The organism is Micromonospora sp. NPDC051925 (assembly GCF_044548625.1).
Lineage (GTDB): Bacteria > Actinomycetota > Actinomycetes > Mycobacteriales > Micromonosporaceae > Micromonospora.
In genome coordinates this window covers 209,489-232,116 of record NZ_JBIUCH010000011.1, presented here as the reverse complement: position 1 = coordinate 232,116, position 22,628 = coordinate 209,489, and the positions used below count along the sequence as shown (strand labels likewise).

Below are 22,628 nucleotides of genomic sequence, written 5' to 3'. Positions count from 1 at the left end.
CCCGATCGGGCGGCAGGCGCGGATCGCGGTGAGCGTGGTGTGCACGTCGAACTGGTGCCCGTCGTCGCTGTCCCAGCCGCCGTCGCTGCGCTGGGTCTCGGCCAGCCGCTTGCGGGCCGAGACCAGCACCCACTGCTCCTCGCCCACCTCCACCCGGCGCAGCGTGGCGGCCAGCGAGGCCACGTCGGCCGGGGACAGCTGCGGCATCCGTTCGGCCAGGATCGCCTGGATCCGGGCCGACTCGTAGTAGAGCTGCTGGCGGTGCAGCACGGCCGCGCTCAGCCAGCCGGCGGCGAGGAAGGACGGCCAACTGCCGTCCGGAGCGAGCTGACCGGCCAGCGACTGCGCCGCCGCCTGCACCACCCCGGCGTACGCCCCACCCACCCGGTCGTCCAGCGGGCCGGCGGCGCGGGCGTGCCGGCCGGCCACGCTGAGCCAGTACGCGGCGTGGGCGGAGAGGTAGAGCCGGGCCTCCGGGTCACCCGGGGCGGCCCACTCCGGGGCGCTGCCGGCCAGCCTCGGATCCTCGTCCCAGCCGCCGTCGGGCAATTGCCGGGCGGCCAGCCAGTCCAGGGCGTGCCGGGCGGCCGGCCGGCCGAGCGCCCCGAGGTCGTCCAGCTCGGCGAGGCGGAAACAGGTCGCGTCGATGGACGGGACGTCACCGCCGAGGATGGCGGGCCAACCACCGTCGACGGTCTGCCCGACCTCGGCCGCGTCGAGCAGCTCCGGGGATACGGACGCGCCGGTGCGCAGCCGGGACAGCCGGGCGCGATCCACCGCGTCACCGTGCGCCACGACGAAGCCGATCGCGGCATCCAAGTCGACCACGGCGCAGACGCTACCGGCGCAGACACGATCCCGCCTCGGGGAATCGGTCGAGGTCGGGGGCGGTTCGTCGCCGCCCCCGACCCGGGCCGCCGGTCAGTACGCGGGCAGCGAGGGATCGATCTGCTTGATCCAGGAGAGCACCCCGCCCTGGACGTGCACCGCGTCGCGGAACCCGGCCGCCTTCAGCGCGGCGAGCGCCTCGGCGGAGCGGACCCCGGACTTGCAGTGCAGCACGAGCTGCCGGTCCTGTGGGAGCTTCGCCAGCGCCTCGCCGGAGATGATCTCCCCCTTGGGGATCAGGGTGGCGCCGGGAATCCGGACGATCTCGTACTCGGCGGGCTCGCGGACGTCGATCAGGAAGATGTCCTTGCCGGCGTCCTGCCACTCCTTCAGCTCGGCGGCGGTGATGGTCGAGTCGACCACCGCCTCCTGGGCCTCCTCGGAGACCGCGCCGCAGAAGTCCTCGTAGTCCTCCAGCAGGTCGGTGACCGTGGGGTTCTCCCCGCAGAGCACGCAGTTCGGGTCCTTCCGGACCTTGATCTTGCGGTACTCCATCTCCAGCGCGTCGTAGACCATCAGCCGGCCGACCAGCGGCTCGCCGATCCCGGCGAGCAGCTTGATCGCCTCGTTGACCTGGATCGAGCCGATCGACGCGCAGAGCACGCCCAGCACGCCGCCCTCGGCGCAGGACGGCACCATGCCGGGCGGCGGGGGCTCCGGGTAGAGGCAGCGGTAGCAGGGGCCGTGCTCGGCCCAGAAGACCGACGCCTGACCGTCGAACCGGTAGATCGACCCCCAGACGTACGGCTTGCCGAGCAGCACCGCCGCGTCGTTGACCATGTACCGGGTGGCGAAGTTGTCGGTGCCGTCGACGATCAGGTCGTACCCGGCGAAGATCTCCCGGACGTTCTCCCGGTCCAGGGCGGTGTTGTGGATCTCCACCTGGACCAGCGGGTTGATCTCGCGGATCGACGCGGCGGCGGACTCGGCCTTGGACCGGCCGATGTCGGAGACGCCGTGGATGACCTGGCGCTGGAGGTTGGACTCGTCGACGGTGTCGAAGTCGATGATGCCGAGCGTCCCGACACCGGCCGCGGCCAGGTACAGCAGGGCCGGCGAGCCGAGGCCACCGGCGCCGACGCAGAGCACCCGGGCGTTCTTCAGCCGCTTCTGCCCCTGCACCCCGACGTCGGGGATGATCAGGTGGCGGGAGTAGCGACGGATCTCGTCAACGGTCAGCTCGGCGGCGGGTTCGACGAGCGGGGGCAGCGACACGGTGGACTCCCCGGGATCGGCTGGTGGCGAACCGGGCCATTGTTGCTCGGCGGACCACCTCTCGGCCATGAGCAGGGACACCCCGTCCGACATGCGGGAGCGGGAATATCTCAGCTGCCGGGGACCAGGTCGCCGGAGTAGCGGAAGCCGTCGACGTACGGCCAGGCGTTCGCCACGCAGCCGTCCAGCCCGTACGTCTGCTGTTGCATCACCGGGGCCGGCTCGCCGGGGCCGGGGCAGGACTGGTGCTCCTCGCCGAGTTCGTGCCCGACCTCGTGGTTCACCACGTACGTCCGGTAGACCGCCAGCGGCGCCCCGTAGTCCGGCACGGCGTCCATCCAGCGCGCCAGGTTGATGATCACCCGTCCGGGTAGCCGGCAGGAGGTGTATCCCTCGGTGTCCAGCCCGCCCTGGGCGCACATCCGCTCGGAGGTGGCCGGGGTGGCCAGGTAGATGGTGAAGTCGGCGGCGGCGACCTCCGGCACCCGCTGGAACCGCAGCTCGCCGGAGCGGATCCAGCTGTTCGGGTCGCCCAGCGTGTCGTCGACGGCGGCGGCGAACGCGTCGACGTCCTGGCCGGTGTCCTGCTCCACCTCGATCCGGTAGCGGCGCAGCGGGCCGTCGAAGCCGTACACCTCGGAGCGGCCCTCGGCGGCGGTGAAGCGGCCGGGTCCGCGGCTCGGGTACCCGGCGGCGATCCGCGCCCCGGCCCCCGCCCCGTCGGCCATCCGCCCGGCGACCGGCGCCGGGGTGCTCGGCCGGTCGTCCGGGCTCGGCCGGTCGTCCGGGTGCAGCGTGACGAAGCTGCCCACGCCCACACCGAGCAGGGCAAGGCCGAGCAGGGTGGCCCGGCGGCGGCGACGACTGCGGCGCGATCCGGGGTGACACCGCTCGGCGCGTGATCCGGGGTGACGCGGCGCGGGCCAGTCGGCGGCCAGTTGCTTCGGGCGCTCGGCGGGCGACGGCTCCGGCCGGTCGGCGGGCGATGGCTCCGGGCACTCGGCGGGTGCGGTCGGGGTGTTCACCCGACCAGCATGGCAGACCAATCGGACATATGCCTGCTATTGCCGCAGATTACGAGAACATGTTTCACATCCCCCGGAAGTGCGCAGCGCGCCGGAAGAGGTTCAGAGCGCCGGCCCGGTGTACCGCCTCCCGTCCAGGTACGGCCACGGATTCGCCGTACAGCCCCGCAGGAACAGCGACTGCTGCTGCATCACCGGCGCCGGCCGGCCCCGCCCCGGACACCCCTCGTGGTGGTGCCCCAACTGGTGCCCCACCTCGTGGTTCACCACGTACGTCCGGTACAGCGACAGCGGCACCCCGGCCTGGACGAAGTGCGGCACCGACGTCCGCCACCGGTCCAGGTTGACGATCACCTTCCCCGGCGCTCGGCAGGACGTGTACGGCCGACCACCGACCCGGATGTCCACACCCCCGGCCCGGCACAGCCGACCCGCCGTGTTCCGGGTCGCCAACTGGACCGTGAAGTCGTACGGCGCATTCCCCGGCACCCGGCGCAGCCGCAACCGTCCGCTGTCCACCCAACTACCCGGCCCGGCCAGCGCCGCCTGCACCTGGTCGGAGAAGGCCCGGACGTCCTCGCCGGAGCCGTCCTCCACGGCCACCCGGTACCGCCGCAGCACGCCGGCCCGGCCGAGCGTCGCGCCGGCCCGGTCGTCGTACCGGAAGGTGCCCCGGCCGGTCGCCGGCACCGGCCCGGACAACGCCAACGGCGGCACCGTCGTCGTCGGGACCGAACCACCGGCCAACTCGGGTGCCAGCACGCCCAACGGCGTGGCAAGCCCGGCCGCGCCCGGCGAACCGACCGGCCCCGAGACGTCGGCGACACCGGACGCCCCGGGGTCGCCGGGGGCACCGGCCGACCCGGGGACGTCGGCGGCTCCCGGGGCGTAGGCGACACCGGAGGATGCGGCGGAGCCGGTCGGACCGCCGGACGTCGTCACCGGCCGGGCGACCAGCCGACCGGCACCCGGCCCGGACCGGGCGGTGACCGCCAGTCCGCCGGAGACCGCCAACAGCAGCACGACCGCCAGCACCATCGGACGCCACCGGCCGGAGCGGACAGCCCAGAGCCGGGGAGCGACGGACAGACGGCGGGTGACGCGGGCCGACCGCGGACCGCGACGCAGGAACGCAGACATCCGGCTCAGCTTGCCACGTCGGGCTGCCACGCCGCGTCACCACCGCACTCCGGCGAGTCGGCCACCTCGGCGAGCAGGTGCAGCACCGCGCGGGCCACCGTACGCGGCACCTCGAGCTGCGCCACGTGTCCGACGCCGGCCAGCATCATCAGCCGGCTGTCCGGGATGATCCGGGCCGTCTGCGGCGCCACCCGGACGTCCACCAACCGGTCCTTCATGCCCCCCACCACAAGCGTGGGCGCCTGGATCGCGGCGGCGATCCGCCACAGCGACCCCGGCCCCGGCAGGTACGAACGCAGGAAACTCGCGACCAGACCACGGAACGTGCGGACGTACGCGGCGGCGTAGTGGGTCGCCTCGTACCGGACCCGGATCTCCTCCAGCGCCTCCTGTCGACGCTGCTCGCTGATCCGGCTCAGGTCGGCGACGCACGCCTCCATCGCCTGCTGGGCCATCACCTCCGGGGCGAGCTGGGCGAGCCGCCAGGCGGCCAGCCGCTCCCCGCGCGGGATGGCCAGCAGCGGCAGCATCCGCCCCTGCAACGAGCGGCCGAAGTTCAGGAACGGCAGGGCCGGCGAGATCAGGGTGAGGGTACGCACCAGGTCGGGCCGACGACCGGCGACGTACACCGAGACCGCTCCGCCCAACGAGTTGCCGAACAGGTGCACCGGGCCCCGGCCGGAGTGCTCGATCCAGCGCACCACCCGGTCGGCGAAGGCCGGGATGGTGTACCGCAGCCCCGGCTCGCTGCGTCCGAAGCCGGGCAGGTCGATCGCCTGACCGTCCAGGCGACCGGCGAGCAGGCCGGCCAGGTCCGTCCAGTTCTGCGACGAACCACCCAGCCCGTGCACGTACAGGGCCGGCTCCGCGTCCGGCCCGGTGGCCGGGGTGTCCCGGACGTAGGTGATCGTGCCGTCGAGGCGTACCGGCCGGCCGGGCCAGGGTGGGGGCAGCGCGTGCGGGGGCAGGTGTTCATCGGGCCAGAGGGCGGCGCGCTTCATACCGGCAGTGTTCCCGCCCGTCCCCGTGCCGACAATCGGCCGTCAGGCGAGCAGCGCTTCGAGGCGGCGGTTGACCGCCGCCAGGGTCGCCCGGACCACCGCCTGGCGCGGATCCCCGGCGACCAGCGCCGAACCCGCCAACTGCTCCACCCAGCCGTCGCAGACCAGCAGCACCACCACGGTCGCCACCTCGCAGTTGCCGAACGGCACCACGGCGGCGTGCTCGACGAAGCAACGCCCCCGATCGGCGGTGCGCTCGGCGAGGCGCAACAGTTCGTCCACGGCCGCCGCGGCGGCCACCGCGCAGAGCCGCAGGACGTAACCGTCCACGGCCGGCCCGGTGGCGTGCCCGGCGGCCGGCTCACCGGCGGCGAGCAGGCGCACCTCGACGGTGGCGTCCAGGCCGAAGGTGCTCACCTGGACGTGGTCGATCACCACTCGGGGCCCCGGCACACCGCCGGTGTCCAGCGGTCGCGAGGGCGCGGTCTCCGTCGTGGTCATCTGCCCACCCGAGTACGACGCGTTGAGCGTCGCCGGGCTGCCGGTGGGCGGCAGCAGCGAGGTCGGGAAGGTCTCCTCCACGCTGGCCCGACCCCGGTGGGTGGTCGGCTGTCGGCGTCTCCGGGGCCCTCCGGACACCGTCGGTGACTGCTCGGCCGGCTGCTCCTCGCCCTCCCAGGCCGATCCGTCAGCGGGGGATTCCCCGTCGGCCCGACCCCCGGCGGCCGGTCGCTGCGGTCCGGGTCGGGCGGCCGGCCGCTCCTCGACGGGGGACGGCGGCGCGGCGGACGGCTCGGCGGCGCGGGCCCGGCCGGTCGGTGCGCCGCCCCGGTTCGTGTCCCGGCGTTCGGCCTGGATGCTCTCGTCACGGCCACGCGGGTCACCCGGGCGCGGCTCGCCGGTACGGCGGCGCAGCGGCGGCGGCACCGGGGCGCTCGGCTCACCGGCCAGGTTCTGCGGCGCCGCGGCGAGGCCCATCCGATCCTGGAGCAGGCGGGCCACCAACCGGCTCACCTCCGCCGGGTCGGCCCCGTCGGACAGGTCGAGCCGCAGGCTGTGCGCCCCGGCCGGGGTACGACGCAGCGCCGCGTCCCGGACCCCGGCCACCTCACGTACGGCGTCGAGGATCTCGTTGACGTCGAAGCCCTCGGGGCGTTCCCGCGGCGGGGCGGGCTCGTCGTCACGGCGCAGGTGGGTGGCGATTCGGGCGAGTTCCGGGGTCTCGGCGGGGGGCTCCACGGCTGGCGGCTCCGGCACGACGGGCACGTCCGGCTCGGCGGGGACGCGCTGCGGCAGCACCGCCGTGCCCCGGTCCGGCCTCCGCTCGTCCACCACCGGCTCGGCCGTGGTCTGCGGGTCAGGGGCGGATCGGCGGGCCGCGTAGGGGGGTGCGCTCGTCGGGGCGGGCGCGGGCGGGATGTGGTCCAGGCGGCGTGGCCCGCTCGTGGCGGGGGCACCGACGGCGGATACGGAGGTCTCCGGCGGGTGGCCGGGAAGGTCGGTGGAGGCAGCCGGCTCGGTCGGCACCGACCGGAGTCGGAACGGCTGCTCGGCGCGACCGGCCGGTGGGGCGACCGGTTCGTCCCGGGGGAGCCGGAACGGCTGATCGGCGCGACCGGCGGCCGGCAGACCGGTGCCCCGTTCGCCACCGGAGGCGGACGGCTGCCCGACCGGCTCGTCGCGGCGAGGCAGGGGCAGGGGCAGCACGCCGGCCGGCTGGTCACGGGGGGCGGGCGGCATACCGGACGACTCCTCACGGGACAGGGGCGGCATACCGGCGAACGCGTCGTGGGGCGAGGGCGGCATGCCGGGCAGTGTGTCGGCAGGTCGGCCGATGGTCCACCCGGGCTGTTCGGCCGGCCGGTCCGCCGCGCGCACCCGCTCCGGTGCGGGCAGCTCACCCACCGGCCGATCACGATCAGGCCGCTCGGCGCGGTCGGACCAGCCCCGCTCGGAGCGCTCCGGTCGACCACCGCGGTCCGACCAGTCCCGCTCGGACCGGTCAGCCCGATCGGACCAGTCCCGCTCCGACCGGTCGGTACGGCCCGACCAGTCCCGCTCGGGCCGGTCGGCGTGATCGGACCAGTCCCGCTCGGCCCGGTCAGGGCGATCGGACCGGCCCCGCTCGGGCTGTTCACGGTCGCGGTCGGGGCGGTCGGACCAACCGCGATCGGGGTGATCGGTGCCGGGGCGGCCCGGGACGGCCCGGTCGGCGGTCGGGTCGACGGTCGACCGCTCCCGACCGGGCCGACCGGCCGTCGGCGGTACGGGCTCCGGCGCAGCCGGTGAGGTGGCCGGTTCGGAGCGGGTCAGCTCGTACGGGCGGGGTACCTCCGAGCGCACCGGCTCGTACGGGCGGGCGGGCTCGGCGCGCACCGGCTGGTACGGGCGGGCGGGCTCGGCACGTACCGGCTCATAGGGGCGGGCGGGCTCGGCCGACCACTCGGCCGCGCGTTCGGCACGGGCCCGTCGGCCGGCCGACGGGTCCTCGTCCCGGGACCAGGAGGGCGCCCAGGTCCCGCCCCAGCTCGGCCGGTTCCAGCTCGGACCGGACCAGTCCGGCTCGTCCGTCGCAGCGGCCGGCCGACGCTCGGCGGACGGCTGCTCCCCGCCGCGCGGCTCGACACCGCGCTGCTCCCCTCCACGCTGCTCCACACCGCGCTGCTCCACTCCACGCGAATCGACACCGCGCTGCTCGACTCCACGGGGTTCCACACCACGGGGCTCGGCTCCACGGGGCTCGGTGCCGGCGGTCGACTCGCCCGGGACGAAGCGGTCGGAACCGGCGCGCGGTCCACCCTCGGCGGGAAAGCGGTTGCTCCAGTCGCCGGGTTCGTCGGTCGGGGACGGCTCGGCCTCGCCCCGGTCGGGGGCGTGGAAGCCGGGGGTCACCTCGAATCCGGAGGCGGCCGTGCCCACCGGGGGGACCTGTACCGCCGGTGGGGCCGAGGAAGGGATGTTCCCTTCGGCCCAGCGGCCGGGCCGGGTCGCGGCGGGATCGTCCGAGGAATACCGGGCGGTCTCCGGATCGTGCTGCGGTTCGGGCGAGGGCGCCGGCCGCTGGGCCGGGACGACCAGCCGGTCGCCGTCGGCCATCCGCGGGTCGTCGGCGGGGTAACGCGGCTCGCCGGGCGGGGCGCTCACCGGGCGACGCAGAGGGGTCGGAAAATCCGGTGCCGAGTCGTGACCATTGCGGTGGTCCCGACCGTTGCGGGGGGCGTCTCCGCCGGCTGGTGGGGTGGTGAACGGCGCAGGCAGGTCACCGTGCCGCGACGGCGGACCACCCCAGCCCGCAGTGGGGTCGGCCCGGTTCCACGGCGACGCGGCCTCCCGGTAACCCGGGGCGTCGGCCCCGCCGGACCACCCGGTAGCAGGTGCCCACCCACTGACGGAGCGGGCCAGGTCGTCCTGCTGACCCGTCCCGTCGTCATGCTCTCCCGGGGTGGCGGCACCGGGTTGCCCTGTTTCACTCACCGCGCGCTCCTTGGTCGCCCCCGCTGAGGCTACCGTGTGGTGACAGTGGCGATAAGTTACAGCGGCGGGCCAATTCCGGGGCCGGGGTGAGTGCCCTGACCGGTACGGGGTAGAAGTGCCGGCTGGAATGACGAAACTCGGAGGTTCCCATGACCGCTGTGGGGAACGGTGCGCAGACTGCCGGCCGGCCCACCCGGCTGCCCCGCTCAGCACGTCGTAAGCAGCTGCTCGCGGCGGCTCAGGAGGTGTTCGTAGCGCAGGGGTACCACGCCGCCGCGATGGACGACATCGCCGAGCGGGCCGGGGTTTCCAAGCCGGTGCTGTACCAGCACTTCCCGGGAAAGATGGATCTCTACCTGGCGCTGCTCGACACGCACTGTGACGCCATCGTCGCCAAGGTTCACGACGCGATGCGCGGCACCAACGACAACAAGGAGCGGGTCGGCGCATCGGTGCGCGCGTACTTCGACTTCGTCGACCACGAGAGCGAGGCGTTCCGGCTCGTCTTCGAGTCGGACCTGCGCAACGATCCGGCGGTCCGGCAACGGGTCGAACGGGTGGAGCAGGGCTGCATCGCGGCGATAACCGACACCATCATCTCGGACACCGGCGTCAGTCGGGCACACGCCGAGCTGCTCGCCTCCGGCCTGGTCGGCGCAGCCGAGACCGCCGCCCAGTTCTGGCTGGCCGGCGGCCGACAGGTACCGAAGGCCGAGGCTGAGGCACTGGTCGCGGCGCTGTCCTGGCGGGGCATCGCGAGCTTCCCGCTACAGGGTGAGTCGGCCTGAACATCCCGCCCCGAGATCGGATAGCCTTCCGATCGGCGGCTATCTCGCCCACCTGAGGAGGCACAGTGGAGGTCAAGATCGGCGTGCAGTACGCGCCGCGCGAGCTGGTTCTGGAGAGCGCGCAGTCGCCGGCCGAGATCGAGCAGATCGTGACCGACGCCTTCGCCAAGGCCGAGGGGACGCTGTCCCTGACCGACGAGAAGGGTCGACGGGTCATCGTGCCGGTCGGCAAGGTCGCCTACGTCGAGATCGCCGAGGCGTCCCCCCGCGCGGTCGGGTTCACCGTTCGCTGAACCGGTCCGGTCCCTGCGGCGGGTGATCCCGCCGCGGGCCGGACCCGGCCTGCGGTGGCCCGCCGACCGCCTCGTAGCCGGCCATTCTCCGCCTGCCCGCTCTCCGGCCGCCATTCGGCGACTCAGCGGTGACTCAGGTCACATTTATCACCCCCGGCGAAAAGCCGGTCATCCAGGTCAGGGGCGTGTGCCGGCCTGCTCAGGTAAGATGAGGGAGTTGCCGTGGGCGCCGATCTGATCGAAGTCCTGCCCACGGCGCGCGTGCGGCCCGGTCCGGCTCGGCGATTTTCCGCCGCCGATCGCGTGGCCCGCGCCATACCGATCGCGCCCTGAGGACAAGACGGGGCGCACCACGAGAGGGCACCCCCAGATCCAGATGAGCGAACAGATTCTCGACCAACTGGAGGGCCAGGAGCTGGTCCCCACCGCCCCGGTCCGCCCGGAGGCCCCCACGTTCGCCGCGCTCGGCGCGCGGCCCGAGACCGTCGAGGCCCTGGCCGCGGCGGGCATCACCCGCGCTTTCGCGATCCAGGAGTACGCGCTGCCGATCGCCCTGCGCGGCACCGACCTGATCGGTCAGGCGCCCACCGGCACCGGTAAGACCCTCGGCTTCGGCGTACCGCTGCTGGAGCGGGTGTTCGCCCCGGCCGAGGGAAGCGACGGCGTGCCGCAGGCGTTGGTCGTCGTCCCCACCCGGGAGCTGGGCATCCAGGTCGCCAAGGACCTCGCCGCCGCAGGCCGGACCCGGGGCGTACGGGTGCTGCCGATCTACGGCGGCGTGGCGTACGAGCCGCAGATCGACGCGCTGCGCAAGGGCGTGGAGATCCTGGTCGGCACCCCGGGCCGGCTGATGGACCTGCAGAAGCAGAAGCACCTGCGCCTGGACCGGGTTCGTGCGCTCGTGCTCGACGAGGCCGACCGGATGCTCGACCTGGGCTTCCTCGACGACGTCGAGAAGATCCTGGCGATGCTGCCGGAGGATCGGCAGACCATGCTCTTCTCGGCCACCATGCCGGACCCGATCGTCACCCTCTCCCGGCGGTTCCTGCGCCGGCCGGTGACGATCCACGCCGGGCACACCGCCGAGACCGGCCCGTCGCCGCAGACCCAGCAGCTGGCGTACCGCACCCACTCGATGAACAAGATCGAGATCGTGGCGCGGATCCTCCAGGCCGAGGGGCGTGGGCTCACCATGATCTTCACCCGCACCAAGCGGGCCGCCGACCGGGTCGCCGAGGATCTCGACTTCCGCGGCTTCGCGGTGGCGGCGGTGCACGGCGACCTGGGCCAGGGTGCGCGGGAACGGGCGCTGCGCGCCTTCCGGGCCGGCAAGATCGACACTCTGGTCGCCACCGACGTGGCCGCCCGGGGCATCGACGTCAGCGGCGTCACCCACGTCATCAACTACGACTGCCCCGAGGACCAGGACACCTACACCCACCGGATCGGTCGTACCGGCCGGGCCGGGGCGACCGGTGTCGCGGTCACCTTCGTCGACTGGGACGACATGCCCCGGTGGCGGATCATCGACAAGACGCTCGGCCTGGACATGCCGGAGCCGCCGGAGACGTACCACACCTCCGCGCACCTCTACACCGACCTGGACATCTCGTCCGAGATGACCGGCACCCTGCCGACCGCCGAGCGGACCCGTGCCGGGCTCTCCGCCGAGGTCGAGGAGGACCTGGGCGGCCGTTCCCGCCGGGGCGAGAGCAGTGGCCGGGGCACCCGACGGGGCGAGGGCCGGGGCCGCAGCGAAGGCAGCGGTCGCGGTGAGAGCAGCAGCCGGGGCGCAGGCAGCGGTCGCGGTGAGCGTCGCCGGGGTCGCCCCGGCACCGACGCGCCGGACGCCGCCGAGACGCCCGTGGAATCCGCCGAGGAGGGCACCCGTACCCCGCGCCATCGGCGTCGCCGCCGGGCCGGCGAGGTGGTCGCGGGCGAGCCGACCGCGGTGATCGCCGGGGAGTCCGCCGACACCGCGCCGGGCACGGCCACCGAGCCGGCCGCTGCGGCCTCCGGGCCGACCGCCGAGGGCGAGTCGACCCGGCCCCGTCGCCGTCGGCGTCGCCGTGGTGGCGGCTCCGGCGCGGACACGCCGGCCGAGGCCACCGCCGACTGACACCGCACCACCGACATCCCCCGGGCCGCACGACGGTCCGGGGGATGTCGCGTTTCCGCCGGGTACGAGGCAGTGCGCGGCCCGCCGCCGGCCGATCCGTTCACGTCATCAGCGCCACCGCGCCCGGACGGGCCGCCCCGCCGCCGGCCGACGCCCAGACCACCGGCTCTGTTCCCCGGACCCACCTCGACGCCCTCGGGTACGGCGGGATGTGGCACCCGGTGCGGCGCGCGGAGCGGGACACGTCCGGGACACCCGGTGCGGCGCGAAGTAGGGGCACCGGGACACCCGGTGCGGCGCGGGACACCCGGCGACGGCCCGGTCGCGGCACCGGTCGGGCGGAAAGGATGATGGGACGATGCCGGAATCGCTGGACGCCGCCCTGACCGAGGTCCGGGCGTTGCTGCTCGACCCCGCCCTGACCCGTGCCGTCGCCGCCGGCCGACGCCGGGGACAGCGCCCCTCCGTGGTCCGTGCCGAACTACGCCCGGTCGCGCTCAAGGCCGGCCCCCGGCTGCAGATCTCCACGTCCGACGGCGTCCGGCCGTACACCCGGAACGTGGTGCCGGGCGCGGAGGCCGACGCGGCGGTCGACGCGCTGCTCGCCGAGCCGTTCGGCAACTGGCACGTGGAGACGACCGGGGCGACCCTCCAACTTCGGGTGACCAAGTCCGGCGAGGCCCAGGTGCACCGGGCCACGGCCAGCCGTCCGGCGGCCGGACCGGACGGCCACGACCGGGCCAAGGAGTACCTGCTCGACCCGGGCGACCCGATCTTCACGACGATCGGTGGCAGCGCCGCCAAACGACGGCAGGTGGACGCCTTCCTGCGCGCGTTGGCCGCCACCCTCCCCGACGATCTCACCGGACGGCTGCGAGTGGTCGACCTGGGCTGCGGCAACGCCTACCTGACCTTCGCCGCGTACCGGTACCTGACCGGTCGCGGGCTGGACGTGGAACTGGTCGGCGTGGACGTCCGGGAGGATCAACGGCAACGCAACAGCGAACTGGCCGAGCGCCTCGGCTGGGCCGACCGGGTCTCCTTCGTGGCCGGCACCATCGCCGACGCGGTGGTGGAGCCCGCCCCCGACCTGGTGCTCGCACTGCACGCCTGCGACACCGCCACCGACGAGGCGCTGGCCCGAGCGGTGCGCTGGGACGCCCGGTGGATCCTCGCCGCGCCGTGCTGCCACCACGACCTGGCGACGCAGCTCCGCGCCCGGCCGACGCCGGCACCGTACGAGCTGCTGACCCGGCAGGGCATCCTGCGGGAGCGCTTCGCCGACGTGCTCACCGACGCGCTGCGGGCCGGGCTGTTGCGGGCGCACGGCTACCGGGCCGAGGTGGTCGAGTTCGTCGACTCCCGGCACACCCCACGCAACCTGCTGATCCGGGCCCGCCGCGCGGGCACGGGCAGCGGCACGGGCAGCGGCGGACAGCTCAGCGAGTACCGGCGACTTGTCGACCAGTGGCAGGTCACACCGCGCCTGTCGACCCTGCTGGACGACCGGCCCACGCCACCGGATGGTGCGTGAACCGGGCTCAGCGACGCCGGTCGCCGCCCCGACCGCCGGGTCGCTCCCCCGGTCCCCGGTCGAAGAGCGAGGAGACCCGCTCGCGCGCCCCGCGCTCGTCGTCGGCGGGCGAGGTGGGGAACGGCACCACCTTGCCGGGCGTCTCGGCGTTGCCGGCAGCGGCGAAGGCGTTCCAGGAGATGTCGACCAGGAGCCGTTTGAGTTCGGCGTGCCGCGTGGCGGCGCTGTGTTGCAGGGCCAGCCGGACGCCGAGGACCACCCCCACCAGCGTGGTGGTGACGGCACCGGCGGCGGCCAGGACGTACGCCCCGGTCACCTCGTCACCGGTCGACACCAGCACCAGCAGCCAGCTCCAAAAGCCCAGGGCGAAGACCCCCGCCTTGGCGACGAAGAAGAGACTGACCGCACCCGGGCGGTGCGGCACCGGACGGGCGGGCGCGGCCATGCTGCTCCTCATCGGTGGTACGGACCGGGTCGGCGGATCCGCCGAGTTTAGTTGATGGAGGGCAACTGCCACTGCTCGCGATCGGCGGCGAACCGGCCACGACCTGCGCCGCTGACCCACGGCGACCCCGTCGTGGGAACCGGACGGACGGTCGGGGAATTACACCGACCCGGCGTCGTACTACCCTCGAAGGGCACACCGGACACCCGGCTCCCACCAGAAGGGGACGATCTCACCGGCATGGGTTCGACAGAGGTTTCACCACAGATGGCGTTCGCTCGCTTCGTGCGACGGGCCATCGACGACGCCCGTGACGAGCGGGGTTGGACGGTGAGCGACCTCGCGGCCCACACCGGTGTCGGCCGGTCCACCGTCTTCCGCTGGCTCGCCGGCGACTGGCAGGACTACCCCGAGCTGGCCAAGGTGCGCGGCTTCTGCGCCGCCCTCGACCTGCCGGTCGCGGCGGCCTTCCGGGCGCTCGGCCTGCCCGACTCGGGGCCCACGCCCCGCCGTCGCGCCGACGACGGCCCGGTGGAGGCGGACGTCCGGGTGATCCTCGATCGGCTGGCCGACCCGTCGGTGCCCGCCGAGGAGAAGCACCACATCCGCGACCTGCTCCGCTACCTGGCCCGCCGCCCGGTCCGCCGCGCCGGCTGAGCCGGCCCGGATCGGCCCGCCGGGGTCAGCGGACGGTGAGGGTGAACTCGGCGGTCCGCACCACGCCCGCCACCTGGAAGTCCAGGTACATCCGGTAGCTGCCGGGGCCGGGCGCGGTCAGCCAGAAGGTCACCGTGTCGGCGGCCGGCCCGGGTCCGGGGTGCACGTGCAGGTAGCCCAGGTCCCCCTCGCGGAGGGCGACCAGATGCCCGTACGCGCCGAGATAGCGCTCCAGGGTGGCCGGCCGTCCCGCCTCGTCCCGGACCCGGAACCGCAGCGGTACGGCGGCACCCACCTGCGGGGTGCCCGTGTAGTCGACGGTGAACCCGGCCGTGGTCGCGACGGTGGCCGGGGCGGGCAGCGGGCGGGGCGCGTAGTCCCCCGGTGCGACCAGGTCCACGCCCAGCGTGGCGGCGGTCTGCTGGCCGTCGTCGGCGAGCGCGGTGAAATCCGTGTACGCCCGCCAGACGCCCGGCTGCGGCAGGGTCAGCGAAATCGACCAGGTGCCGTCGGCGGCCATCTTCGGGTGCAGGTGCTGGAAGCCGGTGAGGTCACGGCGTACCACGACCAGGTGCATCGGCTTGTCGTGCACGATCGCGAACCGGGTGACCGGTCGCCGCTGGGCGTCCCTGATCTGGAACCGCAGTTCACCCGCCCGCCCGGCGACGAACTCCCCACCCGACGGGGTGAGGGTGTATCCGCCGGAGGTGACCGACAGGCCGGTGGCCCCGTCGCCGGCGGACTGCCCGGCGGTGGCGTCGTGCTGGTGCGCCCCGGTGCCGGGAGCGTGGGTGTGGTCACCGGCGGCGGTCGCGGCGTCCGCCACCGTGAGGTTGGCCGGTTTCCCGTTGGCCCGGCCGAGGCCGAAGCCGAGCAGGACGGCAAGCACCAGGCCACCCACCACCAGCGCCAACCGCAGCGTGGCCCGATCCGGGCCGACCGGCGACGCCGGCTCCGCTGACGGTTGCCCGGTGGCCGCCCCGCCCCCGGACAACGACCATCCACCGGGCGACCCCGGATCCCGGCTGCCCGCCTCCGGAGCCGGCCCGCCGAGGGCTGCCGACTCCAGGGCAGCCTGATCGGAAACCGGCCCGCCGGGGGCCGGCGACTCCGGGACATCCGGGTCGGGAACCGGCCCGTTGGGGGCTGCCCCGGCCCGCCGGGTGACGGATCGCTGGTCGGCCATCCGCCCACCGTACCGTCGACCCGGCCGGCAACCGGGCGACGGCCGGACACCGTGGCGACTGTCGCATTCCGGTCGGCCGGGGAACTCCGCATCGACCCGGCCCGCCGTGCAGAAGGACGGCCAGTGCACCGGATCGGCGGGCCTCACCGGCTGGCCGGGCAGCCGCCCGGAGATGGCGACCCGGCCGGGAAGGCAAGCCGACCAGGAAGGCGACCCGACCGGGAAGGCGACGGGTCAGCCGGCGACGGCGAGGGCGAGCGGGAGCACGTCGGGAGCACCGGCCCGGCGCAGCAGGCGGGCCACCATCGTCATCGTCCAGCCGGAGTCGACCAGGTCGTCGACGAGCAGCACGGGACCGTCCAGCCCGGTCAACGCCCCGGCCACCTCGTCGGTGACGGTGAAGGCGTCGTGCAGGGTGCGTACCCGCTGGGCGCTGTTACCGCGCGGCCCGCCGGCCCCGGCCGGGCCGGTCGGGGTGACCAGGCCGAGCAGCGGCAACCGACCGACCGTGGCGATCCGCTCGGCGAGCGACCCGACCAGGGTGGGGTGGCTGCGGGAGCCGACCGCGACCACGCCGGCCGGGCGGCGCGGCCACGGGTCGTCGCCGTGCGCCCAGGCCCGGAGCACCTCCACCACCGCCGCCGCCACGTCGTCGGGGACCGGGCCGTCGGCCGTGTCCGGGCCGACCAGGCCGCGCAGCCGGCCACCCCAGCCCAGGTCGGACAGTCGTCCCACGGCCCGACCGGGCAGCGCCTGCTCCGTCGGGGGAATCCGCCCCTTCAGCGGTACGCCCACCGCGTCGAGCCCGGTCGGCCAGAGCTTCTTGGGGGCGATCTGCACCCCGGGGCGGCCGAGGAAGGTCTGCGCGGCGGTCAACGCGCGGTCGGAGACCTCGGCGGTGAACAGTGGCGCGGCGCAGCGGTCACACCGGCCGCAGTCGCCCGCCCCGCTGTCGTCCAGGCATTCCCGCAGGTAACGCATCCGGCAGCCGGGCGTGCTGGCGTACTCGCGCATGGCCTGCTGCTCGGCGGTGCGGGCCTGGGCGACGCGCCGCAACCGGGCCTCGTCGTAGGTCCAGGGCTCGCCGGTGGCGAGCCAGCCGCCGCGCACCCGGCGGACCGCGCCGTCGACGTCGAGCACCTTGAGCATCAGTTCGAGACGGGTACGGCGCAGGTCGACGACGGGTTCCAGGGCCTGGGTGGAGAGCGGTCGGTCGGTACGCAGGGCGGCCAGCACGGCCCGCACCTGCTCCTCGGGCGGGAAGGCCAGCGAGGCGAAGTACCGCCAGATTGCGGCGTCCTCGACGCCCGGCAGCAACAGCACCTCGGCGTGCTCGACGGCCCGGCCGGCGCGGCCGACCTGCTGGTAGTAGGCGATCGGCGAGGGTGGCGCACCGAGGTGCACCACGAAACCGAGGTCGGGCTTGTCGAAGCCCATCCCGAGCGCGCTGGTGGCCACCAACGCCTTGATCTTGTTGTCGAGCAGGTCCTGTTCGGCGGCCCGCCGGTCGGCGTCCTCGGCCTGGCCGGTGTACGAGGCCACCGACCAGCCGCGCGCCCGCAGGAACTCGGCGGTCTCGGTGGCCGCCGCGACGGTGAGCGTGTAGATGATCCCCGAGCCGGGGAGCGCGTCCAGGTGATCGGCGAGCCAGGCCAGCCGGTGCGCCGGACTGGGCAGGTCGATCACGCCCAGCCGCAGCGACTCCCGGTCCAGGGTTCCCCGGAGCACCAGCACCTCGGGGCGTCGCCCGGCGGGGTGCGGCTCGGCGGGGTCGGAGTGCTGCCCGGGGTGCGGCTCGGCACGGTCGGAGTGCGGCGCGAACACCTCTGCGTCGACGCCGGTCTGCGGGACGGCCGTCCCGGCCCGGCCGGTCGGCTCGGTGCCGAGTTGCTCGGCGACGTCGCGGGTCACCCGTTCGTTGGCGGTGGCGGTGGTGGCGAGCACCGGCGTCCGCTCCGGCAGGTTGCCGAGGAAGGTACGCAGCCGACGGTAGTCGGGCCGGAAGTCGTGCCCCCAGTCGGAGACACAGTGCGCCTCGTCGACGACCAGGAGCCCGGTGGTGGCGGCCAGCCTCGGCAGCACGGTGTCCCGGAAGTCGGGATTGTTGAGCCGTTCCGGGCTGATCAGCAGGACGTCCACCGTGCCGGCGTGGATCTCGGCGGTGATCTCGTCCCACTCGTCGAGGTTGGCGGAGTTGATGGTGCGGGCCCGGATGCCGGCGCGGGCCGCCGCCTCCACCTGGTTACGCATCAACGCCAGCAGCGGCGAGACGATCACTGTCGGCCCGTGCTCGCCGCGCTCGCGCAGCAGTGCGGTGGCCACGAAGTAGACCGCCGACTTGCCCCACCCGGTGCGCTGCACGCAGAGCACCCGACGCTGGTCCACCACCAGCGCCTCGATGGCCCGCCACTGGTCCTCGCGCAGTCGGGCGTGCTCACCGGCGAGTCGCCGCAGCACCCCCTCGGCCCGCTCCCGCACCCCCACCCGCTCCCGCACCCCCACCCGATCCCGCACCCCCACCCGCTCCCGCACTCCCCACACCCGCCCCTGATTCCCTCCCACCCGCCATTCCTACCACCCTCGCCGGACGCCACGACCATCCGCAGAGTTGACCAAGAGGTTTACGTCATGATCCGCCGCTACGGTGACACAAACCTCTTGATCAACACATGACGGTTCAGTGTGTGCTGTGGTGGGGGTGGGTGAGGCGGTGGTCGAGGAGTGCGTAGAGGATGCCGCCGAACAACGGGCCCTGCGGGTAGCCGGGCCACCGGGCACCACCGTGACCAGCAGTGACAGGGTCAGGCCGGAGGTGGTGACGTGCGGGCTCGCCCCCACCGGCGATCAGGGAGTAGACCACCCCACCGGCCGAGGCGAGCCCGCCGGCCAGGGTGAACGCGACCAGCTTGAACCGGTACGGGTCGAGCCCCAGCACCCCGATCCGCCGCTCGTCGTCACGCAACCCGGCCAGCACCCGCCCGGTCGGCGACCCGCCGACGCGGTCACAACGGCTCACCGCCCCGGCTCACCCCGTCGACGGGCCACAGTCGCCGTCGTGGTCGGCCGGGCGCGGACACCGCCGGCCAGTCGCCAGCCTCCGGTCGCAGTAGACCCAGTGGCGTACGGACTGGGCGTCCTCCCGGGACACGGTCGTACCGCCCCGGTCGATGTCGGCCAGGAACCCGAGTGCCCGGGTGATCACCCGGGCGAATCCCCGCGCGGCGGCCAGATCCTCGGCGACCACCGGCAGGTGGACGACGAACCGCTCCCGGCTCACCGCCACACCCCCGGCTGCTCGACCACGAAGCCCCTGCGGTCGACCACCGCACGTCCGAGGTGGTCGACCACGGAGCCTGTCCGACTCACCACCGCACGTCCGAGGTGAAGTGGGTCCGCCAGGAGCGCAAGGCGTGCTTGATCCGCTGGTTCTCCTCCCTGGCTATGGCGAGATCCCGCCGGGCCGTCGCCAGGTCGGCGGCCACCCGGTGCAGGAAGGCGTGCACCTCCACCGGATCGAGTCCCCGCTTGACCAGGCCGAACCGTCGTTCCTGGACCTGTCGGGCGGTCAGCGGCCGGCACACCTCCGAGCGGTACCAACCACCGTTGCGCGGACGCTCCGGCCAACGTCGTCCGGACCGGCGACGCTGCTGGCGACGCCAGGGAATGCGGCTCCAACGGCCGGGCCACGGGTGGCGGAACAGAGACAGCAGGATGCGCATGGGTCACCTTCCGGGATCGGGTCCGTTCGCTGAGGTGGAAGGTGACCCGGCCCGCCGACAGGGGACGCGGACCGGGTCACCGGCCTCGGAACCGCAGCCCTGTGCGGCGGTACGACCCCGAAGCCAACCCCTGGTGTCCGCCCCCCCGGGGTTTGCCGAACCAACCGGAACCGGACATCCACAACATACCCAAAATGTTTGTGTAGGTCGACCCCTTGTTTGCGCGACACGGCAGCTTGTTGCAGTTACTGGTGTAGGCCCGGCATGATCGGAGACGCCGAACCGACCGGAGTCTCACCATGCCCACAGCTGAAGCCCCATACCGCCAGATCGCCAATGACCTCGCCGCGAAGATCAAGAGCGGTGAACTCAAACCCGGTGACAAACTGCCCTCCACCCGGGAGCTTGCCGAGGCATATCAGGTGCACATGAACACCGCCTCACGTGCGCTCTCACTGCTGCACGACCGTGAGCTGATCACCGGGCAGCCCGGCCGTGGCACCTACGTCGCCGAATCCTCGACGGGGTAGCCGGACCCTGCGGCCACCCGGGCGGATGGATGGCCCTACCACCGAGGTGACCAGCATGGCGGCCATGGTCACGCCCCGGGGTGGCCGGGTCGGCGTGCGCCGCCGCGCCCAGTTGGCCGCCCCGGACCACCGTGCCGAGTTCGTCGGGCTGGTCGAGGCTGCCACGACGTACCTCGTGCAGAGCGGCCGTACACGCGCTGTGGCTCGAAGGTCGCCGCGTTGATGCGGCGGCCTTCGACGAGATCGCCGGCCTCATCCTGCGCTGCCGGGACCGGCTCCAGGCACCGCGTGACGACCTGGACCACCCGGCGTCCGCGCCACCCCGCGCCCGTCGACCCGCCCGAGCGGGCGTCCACCAGCTCGATCGTTGGATCGTGAAGAGTTGTTGCGGTCCTGGCGACAACAACTCTTCACGATCTGACGACCTGGGCCGCCCGGCGTCCGCGCTACCCCGATCGCGGTGGCAGCTTCCCCAGCGTGCGCACGGCGGTCGACGACATCGCCGCCAGTTCGGGCTGGGCGGGCAGGAAGACCGTGGCGACACCCAACGACTGGTTCATCGCGGCGAGCCGGCACTCGGCCTGGAGGTCGGTCGTGTTCCGCACGCCCCGGACGATCACTCCCGCCTCGTGGCGAAGGCAGTAGGCGGAGGTCAACCCACGCCAGGCGGCAACGGTGACGGAGGTCCATCCGGCCGGCAGAACGGCCCGGACAGCGGCGGCCCGCTCCTGTTCGTCCGCACCCGGATTCTTGCTGCTGTTCACCGCGACGAGCACGACCACTTCGTCGAACAGGGCGCGTGCCCGGTCCACCACGTCCAGATGCCCGGGGGTGAAGGGGTCGAAGCTGCCGGGGTAGACGGCGCGCACGCGTACGCGACCGGGGGCTCCTGCCGTCGGCGGCGGCCCGTCGATGCCCATGACCCGACTGTAGGCACCGGCTGCCGAACCCGCTGACCCCCGGGTACCGGCAGATGTCACACCGCCGTGGACACCACCGGGCACCCGCCCTGACCGGCGTCCCCTCGGCACGCCCGGATCGGCCGCCATCGGCTGAATCGTCTACGTCATCAGATCCAAAGGGTCTGCATGCATATGTGTCGTGCGGGCGAAACCGCTTTCACCCCACCGGCCGGGCTCCTGACCACGCCGGACGGGAGTCGCCGTCTTGATCCCCTCCCGTGGGCCGAGGTAGCGGTGTCCGGGGCGACCGGACACCGCTACCTCGGTGACATTGAGTCGATCAAGCGCCGCCCCCGGGCGGGAGGGTCAGCGGGTGGGTCAGCGGGTGGGTCAGCGGGTGGGTCAGCGGGTGGACAGGCCGGCGCGGGCGGCGACGGCGGTGTCGGGCTGGTCGGCGAAGACGCCGTCCAGGCCGAGGCCGAAGAAGAGCTCGTACTCGGCGGTGATGTCGCCGCGTCCGTTCGGGTCGGTGCCGATCCGGAAGTCGGTGGGGAGGAACTGGTTCTCGACCCGGAACGTCCAGGCGTGCACCACCAGCTTCTGCCGGTGCGCGTCGCGGATCACGGTGGTCGGGGCGAGCAGCTTGCCGGTGGCGTCCCGGGGGACGATCAGGTTCTTGTTCAGCCCGACCCCGTCGGCGTACCCGGCGATGCCGCGCAGGCCGGCGGCGGTGGCCAGGTCACGATAGGTGCGCGGGTCACCGGCGGCGGTGAAGTCGTACGGCTGGCCGGTGGCGTCGAGGAGCTGGACCAGCGGCACGTCGGTCATCCGGTCGAGCTTGCGCAGGTTGGCGGTCTCGAAGGACTGGATGAAGACCGGGTCGTTGCGGTGGGTCAGCTTGTTGCGGCGCAGCACCGCGACCAGCGGCTCCTCCAGCGGCAGCCCGATCGAGGCGAAGTAGCTGGGGTGCTTGGTCTCCGGGTAGACGCCGATGGTGCGGCCCCGGGCCTTCGACTCGGCGCGGGCCAGGTCCAGCACCTCCTGGAAGGTGGGCACCTCGAACCGGCCGTCGAAGGCGGTGTTCGCCACCCGCACCTGGGGCAGCCGCTCCTTGGCCCGCAGCGTCTTCAGCTCGGCCAGGGTGAAGTCCTCGGTGAACCAGCCGGTGACCGGCACGCCGTCGATGGTCTTCGTGGCCTTGCGGGCGGCGAACTCCGGGCGGGCCGCCACGTCGGTCGTACCCGAGATCTCGTTCTCGTGCCGGGCGACCAGCACCCCGTCCCGGGTCGAGACCAGGTCCGGCTCGATGTAGTCGGCACCCATCCGGATGGCCAGCCGGTACGCCTCCAGGGTGTGCTCCGGGCGGTAACCACTGGCCCCCCGGTGGCCGATCACGACGGGCCGGTGGGTGGCCCGGTCCGTGCGGTCGGCGCGGTCCGCGTCGTCCTCGCGGGCCGAGGCCGCGCCGGGGACGGCGACGGCCACGGCGAGCAGCGCGCCGGCCACACCGAGGGCGGAAAGGGTACGTCGCAACGCGGTCTCCTTCGTCGATGGGCACCCCGGCGGAGTCGCGGGCCGCCCCGAGCAGTCGATGGGTGCCCCCAGCAGACCGGGCGTGCCTGACCGCCAGTTGGTCGTCGACTTGCCGTCAGGTGAACCCTGCGGGATACGCGATTCACCGGCCCGATCCCGGGGAAATCGACAGGATTGTC

At 73.8% G+C, this 22,628-nt stretch carries 20 protein-coding genes and 1 pseudogene; 7 read left to right on the top strand and 14 right to left on the bottom strand.

Features of this window, described 5'->3' with window-relative positions; genetic code table 11:
• Positions 1-9: 9 nt before the first annotated feature.
• The 6 genes and pseudogenes from ACIG87_RS17395 to ACIG87_RS17370 all read right to left on the bottom strand — a co-directional run.
• Positions 10-925: pseudogene (locus ACIG87_RS17395) on the bottom strand (prenyltransferase/squalene oxidase repeat-containing protein); the annotation flags it as partial.
• The gene (moeZ, locus tag ACIG87_RS17390; RefSeq protein WP_396851508.1) at positions 922-2,103 is read right to left on the bottom strand and encodes an adenylyltransferase/sulfurtransferase MoeZ; all 1,182 of its coding nucleotides are present in this window, start codon (positions 2,101-2,103) and stop codon (positions 922-924) included. The gene moeZ and the pseudogene ACIG87_RS17395, both read right to left, overlap by 4 nt.
• Positions 2,104-2,213: 110 nt before the next feature.
• Positions 2,214-3,128, bottom strand: coding sequence for a DUF3152 domain-containing protein (locus ACIG87_RS17385; protein WP_396851507.1), 915 nt, complete (start codon positions 3,126-3,128; stop codon positions 2,214-2,216).
• Between the two features lie 102 nt (positions 3,129-3,230).
• Positions 3,231-4,166, bottom strand: coding sequence for a DUF3152 domain-containing protein (locus ACIG87_RS17380; protein WP_396851506.1), 936 nt, complete (start codon positions 4,164-4,166; stop codon positions 3,231-3,233).
• A gap of 107 nt (positions 4,167-4,273) precedes the next feature.
• Positions 4,274-5,269 carry an alpha/beta fold hydrolase gene (locus tag ACIG87_RS17375; RefSeq protein ID WP_396851505.1) on the bottom strand — a complete coding sequence of 332 codons (996 nt, stop codon included), beginning with the start codon at positions 5,267-5,269 and terminating at the stop codon, positions 4,274-4,276.
• 42 nt (positions 5,270-5,311) lie between these two features.
• Entirely contained in the window at positions 5,312-7,009 is a 1,698-nt protein-coding gene (locus ACIG87_RS17370) for a hypothetical protein (protein WP_396851548.1), read from the bottom strand.
• Positions 7,010-8,892: 1,883 nt separating this feature from the next.
• Here ACIG87_RS17370 and ACIG87_RS17365 point away from each other — a divergent pair.
• From ACIG87_RS17365 to ACIG87_RS17350, 4 genes are all read left to right on the top strand, one after another.
• Entirely contained in the window at positions 8,893-9,531 is a 639-nt protein-coding gene (locus tag ACIG87_RS17365; RefSeq protein ID WP_091242199.1) for a TetR/AcrR family transcriptional regulator, read from the top strand.
• Positions 9,532-9,596: 65 nt separating this feature from the next.
• Positions 9,597-9,824: a DUF3107 domain-containing protein gene (locus ACIG87_RS17360; protein WP_396851504.1), complete on the top strand. Its 228-nt coding sequence runs from the start codon at positions 9,597-9,599 to the stop codon at positions 9,822-9,824.
• Between the two features lie 376 nt (positions 9,825-10,200).
• Positions 10,201-11,943 (top strand): DEAD/DEAH box helicase, encoded by a 1,743-nt coding sequence (locus tag ACIG87_RS17355; RefSeq protein WP_396851503.1) that lies wholly within the window; start codon positions 10,201-10,203, stop codon positions 11,941-11,943.
• Between the two features lie 358 nt (positions 11,944-12,301).
• Positions 12,302-13,477, top strand: coding sequence for a class I SAM-dependent methyltransferase (locus tag ACIG87_RS17350; RefSeq protein ID WP_396851502.1), 1,176 nt, complete (start codon positions 12,302-12,304; stop codon positions 13,475-13,477).
• Positions 13,478-13,484: 7 nt separating this feature from the next.
• Here the strand turns inward: ACIG87_RS17350 and ACIG87_RS17345 are convergent, their stop codons facing one another.
• Positions 13,485-13,922, bottom strand: coding sequence for a hypothetical protein (locus ACIG87_RS17345; RefSeq protein WP_396851501.1), 438 nt, complete (start codon positions 13,920-13,922; stop codon positions 13,485-13,487).
• A gap of 240 nt (positions 13,923-14,162) precedes the next feature.
• Here ACIG87_RS17345 and ACIG87_RS17340 point away from each other — a divergent pair, with 240 nt between their 5' ends.
• Entirely contained in the window at positions 14,163-14,579 is a 417-nt protein-coding gene (locus ACIG87_RS17340) for a helix-turn-helix domain-containing protein (protein ID WP_396851500.1), read from the top strand.
• Positions 14,580-14,604: 25 nt separating this feature from the next.
• Here ACIG87_RS17340 and ACIG87_RS17335 read toward each other — a convergent pair whose 3' ends face one another.
• From ACIG87_RS17335 to ACIG87_RS17315, 5 genes are all read right to left on the bottom strand, one after another.
• Positions 14,605-15,765: a hypothetical protein gene (locus ACIG87_RS17335; RefSeq protein WP_396851499.1), complete on the bottom strand. Its 1,161-nt coding sequence runs from the start codon at positions 15,763-15,765 to the stop codon at positions 14,605-14,607.
• Positions 15,766-15,999: 234 nt separating this feature from the next.
• Positions 16,000-18,249 (bottom strand): DEAD/DEAH box helicase, encoded by a 2,250-nt coding sequence (locus ACIG87_RS17330; RefSeq protein ID WP_396851547.1) that lies wholly within the window; start codon positions 18,247-18,249, stop codon positions 16,000-16,002.
• A gap of 193 nt (positions 18,250-18,442) precedes the next feature.
• Positions 18,443-18,781 carry a hypothetical protein gene (locus tag ACIG87_RS17325; protein WP_396851498.1) on the bottom strand — a complete coding sequence of 113 codons (339 nt, stop codon included), beginning with the start codon at positions 18,779-18,781 and terminating at the stop codon, positions 18,443-18,445.
• A gap of 9 nt (positions 18,782-18,790) precedes the next feature.
• Positions 18,791-19,042, bottom strand: coding sequence for a hypothetical protein (locus tag ACIG87_RS17320; protein WP_396851497.1), 252 nt, complete (start codon positions 19,040-19,042; stop codon positions 18,791-18,793).
• Between the two features lie 85 nt (positions 19,043-19,127).
• Complete coding sequence (locus ACIG87_RS17315) at positions 19,128-19,484, bottom strand: DivIVA domain-containing protein (RefSeq protein ID WP_396851496.1); 357 nt, start codon at positions 19,482-19,484, stop codon at positions 19,128-19,130.
• A 299-nt stretch (positions 19,485-19,783) separates the two neighbouring features.
• Here ACIG87_RS17315 and ACIG87_RS17310 point away from each other — a divergent pair, with 299 nt between their 5' ends.
• Both ACIG87_RS17310 and ACIG87_RS17305 read left to right on the top strand, forming a co-directional pair.
• On the top strand, positions 19,784-20,014 hold the full coding sequence (locus ACIG87_RS17310) for a GntR family transcriptional regulator (protein WP_396851495.1): 231 nt from the start codon (positions 19,784-19,786) through the stop codon (positions 20,012-20,014).
• Between the two features lie 55 nt (positions 20,015-20,069).
• A complete protein-coding gene (locus tag ACIG87_RS17305) occupies positions 20,070-20,237 on the top strand; it encodes a hypothetical protein (RefSeq protein ID WP_396851494.1) in 168 nt (55 codons plus the stop codon).
• 223 nt (positions 20,238-20,460) lie between these two features.
• On the opposite strand, the gene coaD is transcribed toward ACIG87_RS17305, so the two are convergent.
• Positions 20,461-20,934, bottom strand: coding sequence for a pantetheine-phosphate adenylyltransferase (gene coaD / locus ACIG87_RS17300; RefSeq protein ID WP_396851493.1), 474 nt, complete (start codon positions 20,932-20,934; stop codon positions 20,461-20,463).
• A 384-nt stretch (positions 20,935-21,318) separates the two neighbouring features.
• Positions 21,319-22,449 (bottom strand): glycerophosphodiester phosphodiesterase, encoded by a 1,131-nt coding sequence (locus ACIG87_RS17295; protein WP_396851492.1) that lies wholly within the window; start codon positions 22,447-22,449, stop codon positions 21,319-21,321.
• Positions 22,450-22,628: the final 179 nt, after the last annotated feature.

Coding starts and splice junctions, on each gene's coding strand:
- ACIG87_RS17310 (WP_396851495.1), top strand. CDS start 19,784: ATGCCCACAGCTGAAGCCCCATACCGCCAGATCGCCAATGACCTCGCC.
- ACIG87_RS17345 (WP_396851501.1), bottom strand. CDS start 13,922: ATGGCCGCGCCCGCCCGTCCGGTGCCGCACCGCCCGGGTGCGGTCAGT.
- ACIG87_RS17305 (WP_396851494.1), top strand. CDS start 20,070: ATGGCGGCCATGGTCACGCCCCGGGGTGGCCGGGTCGGCGTGCGCCGC.
- ACIG87_RS17350 (WP_396851502.1), top strand. CDS start 12,302: ATGCCGGAATCGCTGGACGCCGCCCTGACCGAGGTCCGGGCGTTGCTG.
- ACIG87_RS17375 (WP_396851505.1), bottom strand. CDS start 5,269: ATGAAGCGCGCCGCCCTCTGGCCCGATGAACACCTGCCCCCGCACGCG.
- ACIG87_RS17340 (WP_396851500.1), top strand. CDS start 14,163: ATGGGTTCGACAGAGGTTTCACCACAGATGGCGTTCGCTCGCTTCGTG.
- ACIG87_RS17315 (WP_396851496.1), bottom strand. CDS start 19,484: ATGCGCATCCTGCTGTCTCTGTTCCGCCACCCGTGGCCCGGCCGTTGG.
- ACIG87_RS17380 (WP_396851506.1), bottom strand. CDS start 4,166: ATGGTGCTGGCGGTCGTGCTGCTGTTGGCGGTCTCCGGCGGACTGGCG.
- coaD (WP_396851493.1), bottom strand. CDS start 20,934: ATGGGCATCGACGGGCCGCCGCCGACGGCAGGAGCCCCCGGTCGCGTA.
- ACIG87_RS17365 (WP_091242199.1), top strand. CDS start 8,893: ATGACCGCTGTGGGGAACGGTGCGCAGACTGCCGGCCGGCCCACCCGG.
- ACIG87_RS17335 (WP_396851499.1), bottom strand. CDS start 15,765: ATGGCCGACCAGCGATCCGTCACCCGGCGGGCCGGGGCAGCCCCCAAC.
- ACIG87_RS17370 (WP_396851548.1), bottom strand. CDS start 7,009: ATGCCGCCCGCCCCCCGTGACCAGCCGGCCGGCGTGCTGCCCCTGCCC.
- ACIG87_RS17355 (WP_396851503.1), top strand. CDS start 10,201: ATGAGCGAACAGATTCTCGACCAACTGGAGGGCCAGGAGCTGGTCCCC.